The following is a 15,268-nucleotide window of genomic DNA, read 5'->3' as shown; positions in this document are numbered from 1 at the left end:
AGAGACGAACGACGGCATTTTATGCGGGGATCGAGGTGTCGCTGCAGACGATGAATGTTTTGCGTGGTGGACGGCGACGGCAACTCCGTCGAGGAAGCGACACTCGAGACCGATCCGGACGCGACCGGGCTGAGTCTCGCGGAGTGGAGAGTCCGGCGGAAGCATCTCGAGCTGGACGGGTTCCCTTAGTCTGCCTGGCTGTTCACGGCTTTGAGCGAAAAAGACGTTGCCGCGACCTGCATCGAGACTGGGTGCGCCAAGCCGGCGCCGAACGCGATGCTGAACAAGACCGACCGCAATGACGCCAAGGGCATTGCGCAGATGGTGCGGACCGGTTGTTCCCGTGCGGTCGAATAGGAAAGCGCGCAAACGCAGCGGGCGTTGCAGGTCGGGCGCAAGGCGACGCTCGGCGAGGTGCCGGACATGGAAAATATGATCCACGGCCTGTTGCGCCCGTTCGGCCTCAAGGTTGGCGAGATCTCGGTCGGCCGTTTTGAGGCGCGGGTGCGCGATCTCCTGGCCGGGAAGAAGGAATTGGAAGCGATCGTCGTGCCGCTGCTGGACGCCCGCAACGCCATGCGGTTGCAGTTGGCAAAACTGCACCGCCTGGTGCTGGCGGCCGCACGCGGTGACGAGGTGGTGCGGCGGATGATGACGGTGCCGGGCGTCGGCGCGCTGGTGGCGCTGACATTCCGCGCCACCGTCGACGATCCGTCGCGATTCAAAAAGTCGACCAATGTCGGCGCCCATTTCGGACTGACGCCGCGGCGCTATCAATCCGGCCAGACCGACCGGATCGGCAGCATCTCCAAATGCGGCGACGAGCTGACGCGGGCGATGCTGTACGAGGCTGCGATCGCAATCCTGACGCGCATTCCGAAGACCTTCAAGCTGCGGCTCTGGGGCCTGCGGCTGGCCAGGAAGAAGGGTCTGAAGCGCGCGGCAACCGCGGTGGCGCGGGCGCTCGCCGTGCTGCTGCACAAGATCTGGATCGATGGCACCACCTTCCGGTTTGGCGCCGGCGGCAAGCGCGGCCGGGTCGCTGCGGCGGTGTAAGGGCCTCCGCGACCCGGCCGCTTCCACGCGCGCCTTTTCCTTCCGCCACGGCGGAGCGGCGTCTCCCGAGGAGACGGGGATCTGGGTGAGATCGCAACTTTTCTTGCCGGCGGCTTCATGACGAGGTTTGAAGCCATCAAGCACGGCGCTGGTTAGCCTGACCGCCCTTTCCTCAGATTCCGGCTTGTGGTGGCCATCGTGCCAACCACGGATGTTAGCGAGTTCTCCTCGACGAGCGAGTGGCTGCAAAAGGACGTGACGCGCACCTGGCAATGATGTCGACGCCAGCGATCGCGAAGATTTGCGCGCGATCGCGTTCGCGCGCGCAGACTGGAGATAACAATCGTATTGCAGCGAAGCTTTGCGCGTGAGAGAGTCGAGGCCTGAGGCATCCTCGCTGCACGCGCCGCCGACTTGTTCACAACGTACTGATTCACAACTGGAAGTTAGTGTCAGTATGTTAGTAAAGTTAAGAGAGCTGGAAAGATTGGCGTCGCAGTGCTTTAGGTGTGATTTCGGTCCTCGATAGCACGTGGATGCCGTCCCCGGAGGCACGAGGCTTCCAGTCCCTGATAGCACGAGCGAATTCACAGCTTATCCCCCGCAGGGCCGATAACGCCACGCTTTCGCAACCGCTGGGTAGGCGGGTTGATCGCGACGGGCGCGAAATTCAATCGTTCTTCGCCATTTAGGTCGTGTGTGATAGCCAGCCGATAGCCCGGCAACGTCTGGTGATGCACGATCTGGCGCAGGTCGTAGGCGAAGTGCTTGAGCGGCGAGAGGCTCCCGGACTTGGCATGCAAGTGCACGAGACCGAAGCTCCAACCGCCATGCTGACGACCCCCGTGCTTGCGGACGAGGCGATAGAGCCAACGTTCGAGTCCACCGGTCAGATCGAAATACGCGCGGTCAATGGTCAGCACGAGCGATTCGTCTAGGACGCCCGTGTAGAACCAATCGGGCAGGATCAACTCGATTCCACGAGCATGCCCGTGCACATCGCTCGTGTGCTTCCATTCGTTGATCCAGGAGAAGCGATGCCGCCGCCGTTCTGTCGGCTGCCGGATTGATGTCATGACGCTGGTTGATTGCAATCGGTCCAGCGCAGCCTTTAGGCGGTCGTAGTCGCGTACACTGGTGCCACGGCCGACGATCGTCAGGATCTCATAGGGGGTGCCGGCCATCAGGCGCGAGGTTTTCAAACCGGCATCACGGGCCTGGACGATCTGCGAGGCAGCCCAGATCAGAACGTCCGCGTCCCAGATCGTCGCCAGGCCATGCTCCGGCACCGCTTCGACACGGATGGTGATCTTACCTGCGCGGAAGTCGATCGGAACGATCCGCTTCGACTTTGCGAGCGAAAAGAACGGATACGCCATCAAGTCTTGCGCGTCCCGTGGAGCGAGATCGCCAGGAAGCGCGCGAAGCAGATCGAGTTGGTCGCGCTCTGACCGCCGTCGTCCGGCTGCAGTTGAGTTGCTGTCCGGCATAGGTCAGCGCCGCTCCTTGCCCGCATACGGAATCGGTGCGTGCCGTTTCGCGGGCAGGACTGTGCCTGCACCAGGATCGCTGGTGGACGTTTTGGCGCCACGATCAGCCCACGCCTTCAGGTCCTCGAGCGCATACACAACGCGACCGCCGAGCTTGCGGTAGGTCGGGCCTGTGCCATAGGTGCGGTGCTTTTCTAGGGTTCGGCCAGAGAGTCCGAGAAAGCGCGCCGCTTCGGGCGTGCGCAGGTATCGTGGCGGCAGGCCGGCGTTCCGATCGGGCATTTGCGAGGCTCCGTGGTGCGTCTGGAGCGTGGCCAGCTTTGGCCGCGCGTCGACGGTCACGATGGCGCAGTAGGAGGGCTTAGGGGGATGCCGAAGATTGAGCGATGATTTTCGGCACCCCTGCCCTACTCGTTGCGAGATGAGGGACGTAGCAATGCGCGATAGCCGCCGCGCATCAGAGCCCAGCCAGCCTGCACCAGGCGGATGGTCCGGCTGCGCAATTCGTGGGTTTTCCAGCCGCGCTCAGGGATGCGTTTTCGGCCGAACAGCACCTCGGCGATGACGCGATATGACGCACCATCCATGCGCCCATCGAGCGCTCGCAGCACCAAGACGAGTCGTTCGCGCCGCTGCGCCGAAAGCTGGTGAAGGGGAGGTCCCGGCCGGCGGCCCTTGATTGCGCGCCAGAGCCGATGTGAGGCATGGGCGCGGATCTCAAAGTCCGAATCGAGCGGCAGTTCGGCCGCATAAGAGACACCAAACTGCGGCGCCTCTTTCAGCCAGAGATGATGTTGTGCCCCTTGAATGCGCAATACGGCATGCCAGCCGTCAGATGCCTGTCTGATGGTGCCCGATGAAAGGTCGGTAAGCCGTAGCCTCGCGCCGACCGCTTTCGAGCCGGACGTGCTCTGAACGAGCGGCACCACCGTCGGCAACGCCTCAGGTGCCCAGAAGATTGTCTGTTGGTAAAAGGACCCCTGAGGGTCATGAGCGAAAGCAGACGCCCCATCTCCTTCGGAATTCGGAAGTTACCTGCGATTGATTTTCACGATAGGAGGCTCGATAGTTGGGGCTCCGCCGCAGTGACTCCCAGGCGAAATCCGCCATCTCGCCCGACTTGATAGCTTGTCGATACGCCTCCGGTGAGCGCCAGTCGAACTCAGACATTGCTATATTCCCTGCCGTAGATCGATTGCGGCGCAATGTCTATGAAGCTTGGGATTGTTGGGGAAGTCACCAATTGTGCATCGCGTGATGCATTCAGGCGATCACGCCTCAGCGGAGAAATCTGTTCTCAAGGCCGAACTCATTATGACAGATTTTCCTATTTAGTGGCGCCGCCGCGAAGCAAGTCACGGTAGCCGTGGTCTGCCATCCATTTTGCGCGCGCGAGATGACTATCAAACGCATTGCGGGCGCGAGCCGGCTCGCGATCCGGATCGATATGCAACACGATCCGGGTCACTTCTTTCCAATCCGCGCCATCGGCTTCGGCATCAAGAAGTCGCCAATACGTCACGAGATGCTGTTCATCATAGCTCGTCAGCACCGGATTATCCGGAGCTGCATCGGCCACATCAGGGTCGAGTGGGGGGGTCTGCATGGCTGCTACCAAGACCTCCGTTGCTCGAAATATGTCGCTGCTCTTGGGCATCTCCACACAACTGCCATAATGTCATCAGGTCCAGCAAAATTCCTCTAGTGACCCAGTTATTGAAGTCGCGGCGCGCGCCAGCCGCCGGACCAATCGCTTTCTTCCGCGTATTATAACACGTAGCGCCTAAATACGCGATTGCTTCCTATCCTGCGGATGGATATTCGCAAGGTCTTTGGAGCAAACGCGCGTCGATTTCGTTTGGGCCTAGACCTAAGTCAGGAGGCCGTTGCAGAACGTATGGGCGTCGATCGCGCCTTCATCAGTAGCATGGAGCGAGGGCTACAAAACGTCACCCTTCTTACAATGTGGCACGTTTCTCAGGCGCTTGAAGTTCGACCTGCAGAATTGCTTGACGAGAAAGTGTCGAAGATTCGTTCTTGATTCTAGTTCCAACGCGACATGGCAGGGAGCGGTCTGGCAAATAAAGTTCAAAAAGAGAAGAGCCCCGCCCGAGCAGTTCGGGCGGGGCTTGGCGGTGGTGAGCCTCACTCTCCGTTCTTGCGCGGCCGCGACCAGAGCAGGGTGTACCCCTCGCCACCTTCATCGTCGAACAGGTTCGCGTAGATCGGTGCGTTGAAGGAGGGATCGTCGAGCTTGAGCGAGAGGTAGTCGCGGCCCTCCTCGGAGCGCTTCGACCAGGCGGCCCCGATCTCCGCCCGGCCCACATAGATGCGGTGGCTCGGCGCGTTGTCGGTGGAGCGGTTGGTTTCGGCGACGATGCGGACGCCCTTGGTCTGAAGGCTCAGGGTGACGATCTCGCCGTGAAACTCGTTACCCACCTTCTTGAAAGAACCGATGTTAGCCATGTCACTTCTCGTGCGCCAAGAGTGACGGGTGGAGTCCGTCACGCGCACTTGTTGCCCCTGCGGGGTGGGAGACCCCGCAGCCCACGTGCCGCAAGCACGGGGGTTGAAGCAGACGGGTGAGGTAAGCCGGGTGCCTCCGGCGAGCCATAAATGAGCAGAACCCGTCAAAGTCGGACGACCCGGGACTTCCGTCCGAGGCTGGTCCGGCGAGCGTACCTGCTACGGAAAGAGTTATCGAACCGATGTTTGAAGCCTCGTTGCAACATGGAATCCGCCGAACCGGAAGTGGGCGGATCGGTCGAAGGACCGGAGGAGTGCCGATCTCCGCTGAGTGGACGGGGATCAGGGACGTGCGTGATCGCGCACGTCAGCCAGCGGCCCAGCTTGCGGTGACCGTTGGCCGGAATCCTCACGGGGTAGAGTCGGTCCCTAAGGCAGGTGAAGGGACGTCAGGTGAACTTGGGAACCTTGCCGTGTTCTCTCGCGCCGGATGGCGCGAGATGATCGAGGCGACCGATGATTGGCGCGGCAGGGGGCGGAGTCTTCGTATTAGTCGGAGGGCGGGAAAGCCGTCCACATGGCGAAGGGAGACAGTGGGTGAAGCAAGCCGGCAGGAGGCGGGCCGATGAGGCCCGGCGCGGTGAATACCGCGTTCGTCCTCGACATGCAGCGCAAGCTTCACAGGTGGAGTGTCGCGAATGCCGAAAAGGTGTTCGCGGATCTGTTTAACATCGTATGCGACCGCAGGACGCTTTTGGAAAGCTGGCGTCGGTTGACCCGTAACAAAGGCAGCCGCACACCGGGTACCGATGGCGTCACGCGGAAGACGGTCGAAGAGCGGCTGGGCGGTGCAGTACGGTTCATCGACGATATCCGCGATGAACTACGCAGCGGCACCTATCGGCCCGAGCCTGTCCGGCAAAGGCTGATCCCCAAACCGGGTAAGCCCGGCAAGGTGCGTCCGCTCGGCATTCCGACGCTCAAAGACCGACTGGTGCAAATGGCTTTGAAGCTCGTGCTGGAGCCGATCTTCGAGGCGGACTTCTATCCGACCTCCTATGGCTTCCGGCCCGGCCGGAGCACCCATGACGCGCTGGCGAAAATCCAGCGACGACTGCACCCCACACCCAGCGGCACTTCCGAGTACCGCTTCGTGATCGAGGGTGACATCAAGGGCTGCTTCGATGCCGTCGATCATCATGTGCTGATGGAGCGTGTGCGCCGACGCATCGGGGATCGCAAGGTCCTCAGGCTCGTGCTCGCCTTCCTAAAAGCTGGTGTCATGATCGAGGGCACCGTCCGCCACCCTGTTACGGGCACCCCGCAGGGCGGCATCATCTCGCCGTTGCTGGCCAACGTCTATCTGGCGGCCATCGACGAGAGATACGGACGGTGGTCGATGCGCCCTCGCGAACGACCGCAGAATGCAGCCGACCGGCGGCTTTACGATCGCCGGAGAAACAGGCCGACATTCTACGCCGTACGTTACGCCGACGACTTCGTCGTGCTGACGGACGGGACCCGCGAGGAAGCAGAAGCCGAAAAGTTTGCGTTGGCGCAGTTCCTCAAAACGGAATTGCGCATGGAACTGTCGATGGAAAAGACCAGGATCACCGGCGTCGGGGAAGGCTTCGACTTCCTCGGCTATCGAGTGGTGCAGACCAAGGCACGCCGCACCGGTCGTATGGTCGGTAATCTCTTCATTCCGAAGAGCAAGCTGAAAGACCTGCGCCACAAGATCAAGGTCAGGGTGAGGGCGACGCCGACAGGCCAGGCCCTTGCCGATCTCATCGACGATCTCAACCCGGTCATCACCGGATGGCGAAACTACTACCGCTACGCCACGTGGGCCACGCGGGACTTCGCCAGTCTGGATTGGTGGCTGTGGGAGCGCATCGGGCGATGGCTGCACAGAAAGCATCCTAAGACGACGTGGCAAGAACTGCGTCGTCGCTTCCAGGCAACAGCGCCCGACAGCCGCTGGCGATGGGTCGACGGACCGAAATCGCTGCGGTTCTTCCGGGAAGGCGGATCACTCCACTTCCCGCACCGGGGCATACGCATACCGAACGGATGGAACGATCCTGGCGAGAAGTTCCGCAAAGGAGCCGATCGCTTCTGGGCGTCGTTCAACACCCTCATGGACGCGTGAGGATCACACGCGGCGTAAGCCGCGCATGGAGAGCCGGTGGCTTGGAAACTTGCACGCCCGGTTCGGCGAGAGGGGCGCAGAAACCATCCGTCGCAAGACGGACAGGCGCTGTGCCCCTACTCTACCTGTTGTGTTTCGAGCCCGCGACCACCGCGGCCTCGATGGCGATCTAGGGCCGAAGACGATCGGCGACGCACCCGCTCGCGGGCCGAAGCGCAGCGGAGGACGTCGTTGTGGCGACTTTCTTGTCTCGCGAGGAATGGGCGAAGCCCAGGGGAAGAAAGTCGCATCAACGGCGTTGCGGCTCAGACGATCGAGGCGAAGCCGATCTTCGGCCAGATCAAGCCATCAAAGAGGCCACGTGGTCTGCGTGCTGAACCGCAATCTTAAGGAGAAGACTTGGCGAATCTCGGTTGAGCTGCACAAGAGGTTGGTACGCTTCGGCGTAGAAGGAGAAACAATCTGCCGCAAAGGGCGGTATCGTCCGGAAGGAATGCTCGAGCGCCGCGCGCCGCCCCAACGCAGCTATGTGGGCCAGACAGAGATTGAGAGGGCTTACTTAAAGCGCCGCGAGGAGGAGTGCGATTACCTCTCGCTCAAGCTCGACGAACCTCGTTCAACGTGCCGCCCCGTGCGGTCTTGCTCGACCGATGATGGTGACGAAGCCTCATCACTCATGCGCGACGGCTATAAGAACTGGTCGAGGCGTATTCTCCACCACCCCGACCGACTCCGATGGGCGGGTCTTCGTGAAAAATGGTCAAGCGCGCCCATACCGTGCCGCCGATGCAAACCGCACCTCCGCAGGCGAAGGCCTCGCGCCAAGCCAGCGAAGGCACCCCGATCTGCGACAGGGCGAACATCACATGATAGCCAGCGATTGCCGCAGGGACCGCGAATGCTGTTGCGATCGCGATGCGCAAGGTCAACGACCGACTAAGGGCGACGGCGACCTGACCAGCAGCAAGCGTCAACGCGCCAGAAGCAATTCCGATAAGCAGTGCGCCGAAGACGCCCGCGCTATGACGAAATGCCAGTATCCCGACACTGAGTGCGACGAAAAACGGCAAAGCGTACACCGCGAGCGCAAAGATCGCCCAGCAAAAACAAACCGATACCGAGTGTGTTGAGAGCAAGCCCAATAGCGAGCATGGTGGTGGCTCCATGTGCATGGATTTATCAATCGCGCCTTCCACCACCACCACGGCGCAGTTTTGGATGTAAAAACGAAACGAGGCGGAGTTGCGGCGTGCAACTCCACCTTGGCGTGTCGAGGCGACGGCGCTCATGCGCCGCCGAACTTCCAGACCGGAATGCCGAGCCGTTTCGCCTTGTCGGCGAGATTGTCCTGAATTCCCGTGCCCGGGAAATGCATGACGCCGATCGGCAGAAGCTCGAGCAGTGCATCGTTGCGCTTGAAGGGCGCTGCCTTGGCATGCTTCGCCCAATCGGGCTTGAAGGCGATCTGAGGCACCTTGCGATTGGCCGCCCATTTCGAGGCGATCAGTTCGGCGCCTTTCGGCGACCCGCCATGGAGCAGGACCATGTCGGGATGCTTGACATGAACCTTGTCGAGACGATCCCAGATCAGCTGATGGTCGTTGAAGTCGAGCCCACCAGTAAGTGCGATTTTCGGTCCTGGGGGCAACAAGACCTCAGTCTCTGAACGGCGCTTGGCGACGATGAAGTCGCGGGAGTCGATCATTGCTGCGGTCAGGGTTCGGTGATTGACCAATGATCTCGACCGAGGACGCCAGGCCGAGCCGGTGTGGATCTCAAATTGCTCGATGGCCTGGTCCCGGAAGAGCTCCAGGCAATTGCGGCGCTCGATTAGCGTAATGCCTTCGGCCGTCAGGCGCTCGAGTTCGACCGATCGCACTTCAGAGCCGTTCTGCTCGCGCTGACTCTTGTGCTGCGCTTGCTCGTTATCGTCGAGCTGGCGTTCGATGCGATCGACGGCGCGATGAAACAGGTTGACGGTCGACCAGAGCAGATCGTCAAGGTCCGGCTCGAGCCGCGTATCGTTCAGGGTTGCAACCAAGGCGTCGAAGATATCGACCACGGCGCCGAGGATCATCTTGCCCTCCGGGAGCGGTCTTGGATCGGGCTGGTCGTCGAAGGGACGATAGCCGAAGAGCTGTAATTCGGTGAGGGCGTGGTCGGTCGGAGATGTGGCGTGCGGCGGTTCGATGTCGTCATAGTCGGTCATGGGAAGAGGTCCTTTGCCGGATCGGCCGCGACCATCGCGGCCTTCGTGGCGATCCTCTGACGGCAGGCGGAACGGGCCAGAACCCGAAAGGGCCGAAGCGGCAGCGGAGGATGGCGGAGGCCGGCTATTTTGCTTCGCGATGCAAAGCGCGCGGCCAACCGCATGATGTGTTTTCACATCGTCGGCGCGCGGCGGAAAATAGCCGGACGCAGCCATTGCCGGCCCGGGCCGCTTGCCGTCCGATCGCCCTCTAGAAGGCCGAGGTCGCGTCCTCTTCCGGGATTGGCCTCGCTTGTGACCGGCCTATCGACTTCGATCGAAGACTAGAAGCTACTCCGCGTCCACCATCGACGGATGCAGGAAGCGAGCGACGTCCTCCGGCGCGAGCCGAAATCGTAGGGCTGCTCGGAGGGCCTCGGGTCCGAAGGTATGCAGATCTTCGTTGAAATCGCCTAGCCGGGGCGACAGCGGGATCGCTTCAATGCCGACCTCTTCCGCGCGCTGGGTGAGAATAGCCTGTACGGCATCGCCGGCAGCATCAGCGTCGCGCGCGATATAGAGCCGTCGCAGGCTCGAGGGCAGTAACACGGCCGAAAGGTGATTGGCCGATAGGGCCGCCGCCATCGGCATAGTCGGCAGCACGTACCGCAGCGAAAGCATCGTCTCAATACCCTCGCCGGCAGCGAGCACGTCGTCCACCACGCCGAACCGAACGGCGTTGCCGAGCAGGTCACCCATCGCCCGTCGGGGCGTGTCGATCGGAGCTTTGCCCAGCCGAACACGATCAAAGCCATCCGGATCGAGCCAGGTCCTGTGCACGCCGGTGATCCGACCATCGAGATCGGTGACGCGGGCGACCATCGCCGGCCAAGTCTCGGTCGGCAAATGGTCGTCCGGCCGATAGTAGCAACGTGGGTGGAAGCGCAGGCTGCCACCGTGATGGATGCGGGTTATTCCACGGCGCTGCAAGTACGTTTCAACCACCGTCCCGTCGATCGAACTCGATATCGCAAAGAGCCGACCGGCGGCTTGCTGCGATCCGACCGGCGCTATGGAACGAACAGGTTTCAGAGTGGGTTGCTGCTCAGAACGAGGAAGCTTAAGAAAGCGCCTCGCCTCCTCGGCGGTCTCACGAAAGTCGCGCAGGGCCAGACTTTCGCGGATGATGTCGAGGAGATCACCATGTTCGCCGGTTGCGGCATCGGTCCACTTGCCCGCCGGCCCCTTCGGCGAGTCCTGTAGCCGCACAAATAGTGAGCGGCCCGCGGTGTTGTGGACGTCGCCGACCACCCAGTACCGCCCCGCCCGCTTGCCATTGGAGAGATAGTGTCGGCACACCGCCTCGGCCTCGCGCGCGAGGCGGCGTGCTAGCTCGGAAGCATCGCGGAACATCACGCGGCCTCCCGCTCACTGATACGCGCGACCGGATAGCTGTCGAGCACTTTCGCCAGAATCTCGACGCCGCTTGCGTCCGTCGGCACGAACATGCGCAGCTTCCAGGAGATGATCTCCCCAAAGAGGCCGTAGGCTCGCAAGCGATCACGCATCGTGTCGTTGAAGCCCGACAGCTCGATACCGTGTGCGCCCATCACCCGGACTCGGCGAAGCTGGAGCCCCTCCGCAAGCTCAAGAACGGTTCGCCCCTCGACGAGCGCGGCAAAGGCAACGTCCGGCGTCAACACCGGTGCGTCCGCCGCAAGGACGTTCGCGACCCAGGTCGCCGAAACCTTGCGACCAATGATCCGCTCGCCCGCGTCGGTCTGCAGCCGATAGACGCGGGTCGACTCATTCGGCAGCCGCTTCCAAATGGGCAGCAGCAAGCCGGTCACAACGTGCATCGTGCTTTCCGTGAACTCTGGGATCTCGGCTAGCTCCGCCAGCCAGCTTGCGGCGAAGCGTTCGCGGTCAGCTTCGACCCAGTGGCTTTCCGCCATCATTCTTAAGGAAACGCTGTGCTGCTCCACGGCGCGGATCAGGCGAACACGCCGCTCGATCTCGCCGTCATCAAGCATGAAGCTCGGAGCTGGGACCTGCACGGCGGTTCGTGCCGAGCGCTCATTGAACAGCAGCACGGCGCCAGGATCGGAAAGACGACCAAGAGCATCATCCAGGCTCACAGGATGATTGCGCTGGCGCTGGGTGATCGTGAGAAGCCGGGTTTCGGCACCAGTGCCGGGGTGAACGTAAATCGTGCGCCGGTCAGTGACGACAAAGCTCTCGGCGCGGAGCGTTTGCAGCCCGACGTCATAGGTGCCTGATGCGACCGCGCCGTCGATCCGAGCAGTCAAGAGCTGCTCGAAGACGGTGAACAGGATATTCTGAAGCTCGATCGTGAGCGCCAGCAACCTGTTCAGGAATGTCGTGATCGGCGGCAGGTCATCCCTAAGCCCGTTGGCATCTGTGAGCTTCAGGCCGGTCGCATCCTCGAACCTCTCGAGCGAGCAGCCGTCGACCTTGCCGCGCGCGAGTAGCGTATAGAGCTGACGCAACGCATCACGCCCGTACTGGCTTTCCAGATTGTCCCCGGGGCGGAACAAGCCCTGCCCCCCGGTCTGGCGCTGACCGCGCGTAATGGCTCCCAATGTGTCGAGCCGGCGGGCAATGGTGCTGAGGAAGCGCTTTTCGGCCTTCACGTCAGTCGTGATGGGACGAAACAGCGGCGGCTGCGCCTGGTTGGTCCGGTTGGTGCGGCCGAGCCCCTGGATCGCGGCATCCGCCTTCCAGCCGGGCTCGAGCAAATAGTGGACCCGCAGGCGGCGATTCCGCGCCGACAGCTCAGCGTGGTAGCTCCTCCCCGTGCCGCCCGCGTCGGAGAACACGAGGATCCGCTTGACGTCATCCATGAACGCCGAGGTCTCGGCGAGGTTGGCCGATGCGGCCCGGTTTTCGACCAGCAGCCGGTCGCCCTTGCGAACGATGCGACGCGAGCGGCCGGTCACCTCCGCGACCATGTCGGCACCAAAGCGCTGCACGACCTGGTCCAGCGCCCCAGGCATCGGCGGCAGCGAGGCGAGCTTCTCGATGAGGCGGTCGCGGCGAGCGACGGCGTCCCGGCTCTCGACTGGTTGGCCGTCGCGATAGACAGGCCGGGAGCAGAGATTGCCTTCCTGGTCGGTGAACGGCTCGTAAAGCTGGACCGGAAAGGAATGGGTGAGATAGTCGAGCACATACTCGCGTGGGGTGATATCGCCCCGGACATCGCCCCACTCCTCGGTCGGAATCTCGGCGAGCCGGCGCTCCATCAGGGCTTCGCCCGTCGAGACGATCTGGATGACGGCGGCATGGCCGGCGCCGAGATCACGCTCGATCGAGCGGATCAACGACGGCGTTTTCATTGAGGTCAGGAGGTGGCCAAAAAAGCGCTGCTTGGCACTCTCGAAGGCAGATCGCGCGGCCGATTTAGCCTGGCCGTTCAGCGTGCCGGTCTCGCCCGTTATGTTGGCAGCCCGCATCGCCGCATCGAGATTGTTATGGATGACGCTGAATGCGCCGGCGTAGGCGTCGTAGATGCGAACCTGCTCCGGCGTGAGCTGGTGCTCGACGAGCTCGTACGCGACGCCCTCGTAAGAGAGCGAGCGGGCGGCGTAGAGACGGAGCGCCTTGAGGTCGCGCGCGAGCACCTCCATGGCCGCGACGCCGCCCTCATCGATCGCCTCGACGAACTCGGCCCGGGTAGCGAACGGGAAATCGACGCCACCCCACAATCCCAGCCGCTGGGCGTAGGCGAGATTGTGGACCGTGGTGGCACCGGTCGCCGAGACGTAGACGACGCGGGCATCCGGCAAGGCGTGCTGGAGCCTCAGCCCCGCGCGCCCCTGCTGAGAGGCCGCCCCCGGACGATTGCAAGCGATCGCCTTGAGGTCACCGCGCTCGCCCTTCTGGCCTGCCGCGTTCTGCATCGCGTGGCTCTCGTCGAAGACGATCACTCCGTCGAAGTCGGAGCCCAACCAATCGACGATCTGCCGCACGCGAGAAAGCTTCTCGCCACGCTCATCGGTGCGCAGCGTAGCGTAGGTGGTGAAAAGGACGCCTTCCGAAAGCCGGATCGGTGTGCCCTGCCGGAAACGTGACAGCGGCGTCACGAGCAGCCGCTCCATGCCGAGCGCCGACCAGTCGCGCCGCGCATCTTCGATCAACTTGTCGGACTTGCTGATCCAGACCGCACGGCGGCGGCCCTTGAGCCAATTGTCGAGCAGGATGCCCGCGACCTGCCGACCCTTGCCCGCGCCGGTGCCGTCGCCCAAGAACCAGCCGCGGCGAAACCGCACGGCATTTTCTGCATCGCGAGCGGCCGCCACAAGATCAAAGGTCGCATCCACCATCCAGGAGCCCGCAAGAAACTCGGAATGCGCCTCGCCGGCATAAATGACGCTCTCAAGCTGGGCGTCGGACAGGATGCCGTCCGCCACGATTTTGGCCGGCAGATGCGGCCGGTAAGAGGGCCTCGGCGGCGCGATCGAGGCCATGGCGGCGGACTGCACGAGTTTGGTCGGATGCGCATGCGCGCCTGGAATACGGATCGCCTGCAGCGCGTATTCCTCATAAAGCGCGTCGGTCAGTCGAGCGCCTTCCGGAGGTGTCCACTCGAGCGTCTCATACGTCAGTTCGGCGCTTTCCGGCGCTGCACCGCTCGAAGTAGACGATCGACGTGGCGCAGAAGCGCCGACGAATCGTGGTATCGCAGGGCGCCTGACGACGTCGACCATGCCCGGCGCGACAACAGGCAGCCTCGGGGGCACATGCTGGATCACCCAGTCGAGCAATGTGGCAACATCGCTCGCCATGCCCAGCGAGGCCGGAAAGACTTTCGGATCTACGGCAGGCAGCTTATCGATCACGAGCAGTCGTGTGTCAGTTTGCGTTCCGTGTCTCGCATAGACCGCGCCATCGATGGCGGCAGAAAAAACCACCCTGCCGCGCTGCTGGAGGCGAACAAAGCCATCTCGCCATGCCGCATTGTCCGGCGCAAAACTCGCGCCGGTGATGGCGACGAGACGCCCGCCGTCGCAAAGACGCGCCAAGGCAGAAGCGATGTGCCGAAGCGCCGCATTCGCCATCCGCCGATCGACGTTCGCCAATGCCGAAAACGGCGGGTTCATCAGGACGACGCTCGGCACGACACCCGTATCGAGATGATCGTCGATCTGGGCAGCGTCGAACCGGGTGACCTTAACGTTGGCAAACAATTGATCGAGCAACGCCGCGCGGGTCTCGGCCAACTCGTTCAATATCAAAGTGCCTTCGGCGAGCTCGGCAAAGATGGCGAGCAAGCCGGTCCCCGCGGATGGCTCCAAAACCCTGTCGGACAGCGTGATGCCGGCTGCGGTGCACGCGGCAAGCCCAAGCGGGATCGGCGTTGAGAATTGTTGAAGGGCCTGGCTGTCCTCGGAGCGCCGCGTGTGGGTCGGCAGGAGAGCGGCGATTTTCGCGAGTATCGGCAGCATCGCGGCCGTCGAGCCAGCCCTGGTCCGGATGGCCGGGCCAAACTTGCGAAGGAACAGAACGGTTGCCGCCTCGCAGACATCATAGGCGGTCTTCCAGTTCCAGTCGCCAGTGGCGTCGGAACCGCCGAAGGCAGCTTCCATGGCGCCGCGCAGGACAGCGGCATCGACGCGACGGCCGCGCTCGAGATCAATCGCGAGCTGTCGCGCGGCCCTGACGGCGGCGGAGGTGATAGTTGCAGCGGCACGCATCGAGAGCGGCGCGGCGGCAGCGCCGCCGGCGAGAGATTCGGTCATGACAGGGTTCTTTCGGGAGAGCAGGAATGGGTCGAGCCATCAGGCGCTCTCCTCAAGACCCGACAGCTCAAACCCTTTCCGGCCCGGCTCTCCCTCTCAGCCCTCGCCCATAAGAATGGGGACCGGCGCGGACACACCGGTCCCAAGCAACTGTGTG

13 protein-coding genes and 1 pseudogene are annotated in these 15,268 nt (G+C 62.7%); 4 read left to right on the top strand and 10 right to left on the bottom strand.

Features of this window, described 5'->3' with window-relative positions; all coding sequences use genetic code 11:
- Positions 1-210: 210 nt before the first annotated feature.
- Both BRA1417_RS43790 and BRA1417_RS39845 read left to right on the top strand, forming a co-directional pair.
- A complete protein-coding gene (locus BRA1417_RS43790) occupies positions 211-357 on the top strand; it encodes a hypothetical protein (protein ID WP_156948669.1) in 147 nt (48 codons plus the stop codon).
- Positions 358-372: 15 nt separating this feature from the next.
- A pseudogene (locus tag BRA1417_RS39845) lies at positions 373-1,056 on the top strand (IS110 family transposase); the annotation flags it as partial.
- A 587-nt stretch (positions 1,057-1,643) separates the two neighbouring features.
- Here the strand turns inward: BRA1417_RS39845 and BRA1417_RS0110040 are convergent.
- The 5 genes from BRA1417_RS0110040 to BRA1417_RS42400 all read right to left on the bottom strand — a co-directional run bounded on the left by BRA1417_RS0110040 (position 1,644) and on the right by BRA1417_RS42400 (position 4,152).
- Positions 1,644-2,546, bottom strand: coding sequence for a replication initiator protein A (locus tag BRA1417_RS0110040; protein ID WP_027515712.1), 903 nt, complete (start codon positions 2,544-2,546; stop codon positions 1,644-1,646).
- Between the two features lie 3 nt (positions 2,547-2,549).
- Positions 2,550-2,828, bottom strand: a complete 279-nt coding sequence (locus tag BRA1417_RS0110035) for an AlpA family transcriptional regulator (protein ID WP_027515711.1) — start codon at positions 2,826-2,828, stop codon at positions 2,550-2,552.
- Positions 2,829-2,953: 125 nt separating this feature from the next.
- Positions 2,954-3,475, bottom strand: a complete 522-nt coding sequence (locus BRA1417_RS0110030; protein ID WP_198034809.1) for a DUF2285 domain-containing protein — start codon at positions 3,473-3,475, stop codon at positions 2,954-2,956.
- Between the two features lie 58 nt (positions 3,476-3,533).
- Positions 3,534-3,656 carry a transcriptional regulator domain-containing protein gene (locus BRA1417_RS45410; protein ID WP_245286346.1) on the bottom strand — a complete coding sequence of 41 codons (123 nt, stop codon included), beginning with the start codon at positions 3,654-3,656 and terminating at the stop codon, positions 3,534-3,536.
- A 217-nt stretch (positions 3,657-3,873) separates the two neighbouring features.
- Positions 3,874-4,152 carry a DNA -binding domain-containing protein gene (locus BRA1417_RS42400; RefSeq protein ID WP_084462466.1) on the bottom strand — a complete coding sequence of 93 codons (279 nt, stop codon included), beginning with the start codon at positions 4,150-4,152 and terminating at the stop codon, positions 3,874-3,876.
- Positions 4,153-4,359: 207 nt separating this feature from the next.
- Here BRA1417_RS42400 and BRA1417_RS0110020 point away from each other — a divergent pair, with 207 nt between their 5' ends.
- Entirely contained in the window at positions 4,360-4,587 is a 228-nt protein-coding gene (locus BRA1417_RS0110020) for a helix-turn-helix domain-containing protein (RefSeq protein ID WP_027515708.1), read from the top strand.
- A 104-nt stretch (positions 4,588-4,691) separates the two neighbouring features.
- On the opposite strand, the gene BRA1417_RS0110015 is transcribed toward BRA1417_RS0110020, so the two are convergent.
- A complete protein-coding gene (locus tag BRA1417_RS0110015; RefSeq protein ID WP_027515707.1) occupies positions 4,692-5,012 on the bottom strand; it encodes a DUF736 domain-containing protein in 321 nt (106 codons plus the stop codon).
- Between the two features lie 625 nt (positions 5,013-5,637).
- Here BRA1417_RS0110015 and ltrA point away from each other — a divergent pair.
- Positions 5,638-7,164 (top strand): group II intron reverse transcriptase/maturase, encoded by a 1,527-nt coding sequence (gene ltrA, locus BRA1417_RS0110010; protein WP_027515706.1) that lies wholly within the window; start codon positions 5,638-5,640, stop codon positions 7,162-7,164.
- A gap of 674 nt (positions 7,165-7,838) precedes the next feature.
- Here the strand turns inward: ltrA and BRA1417_RS39840 are convergent.
- From BRA1417_RS39840 to BRA1417_RS0109990, 4 genes are all read right to left on the bottom strand, one after another.
- Positions 7,839-8,453: a hypothetical protein gene (locus BRA1417_RS39840; protein WP_245286174.1), complete on the bottom strand. Its 615-nt coding sequence runs from the start codon at positions 8,451-8,453 to the stop codon at positions 7,839-7,841.
- Complete coding sequence (locus BRA1417_RS0110000) at positions 8,450-9,373, bottom strand: DUF2493 domain-containing protein (protein ID WP_027515705.1); 924 nt, start codon at positions 9,371-9,373, stop codon at positions 8,450-8,452. The genes BRA1417_RS39840 and BRA1417_RS0110000 overlap by 4 nt, the downstream gene beginning before the upstream one ends.
- A 330-nt stretch (positions 9,374-9,703) precedes the next feature.
- On the bottom strand, positions 9,704-10,765 hold the full coding sequence (locus tag BRA1417_RS0109995; RefSeq protein WP_027515704.1) for a toprim domain-containing protein: 1,062 nt from the start codon (positions 10,763-10,765) through the stop codon (positions 9,704-9,706).
- A complete protein-coding gene (locus BRA1417_RS0109990) occupies positions 10,765-15,111 on the bottom strand; it encodes a strawberry notch-like NTP hydrolase domain-containing protein (RefSeq protein ID WP_027515703.1) in 4,347 nt (1,448 codons plus the stop codon). The genes BRA1417_RS0109995 and BRA1417_RS0109990 overlap by 1 nt, the downstream gene beginning before the upstream one ends.
- Between the last annotated feature and the right edge of the window lie 157 nt (positions 15,112-15,268).

It is taken from the genome of Bradyrhizobium sp. WSM1417, assembly GCF_000515415.1.
GTDB lineage: Bacteria > Pseudomonadota > Alphaproteobacteria > Rhizobiales > Xanthobacteraceae > Bradyrhizobium.
Note: the sequence above shows the minus strand (reverse complement) of the source record. Positions and strands in the feature narration are given on the sequence as shown.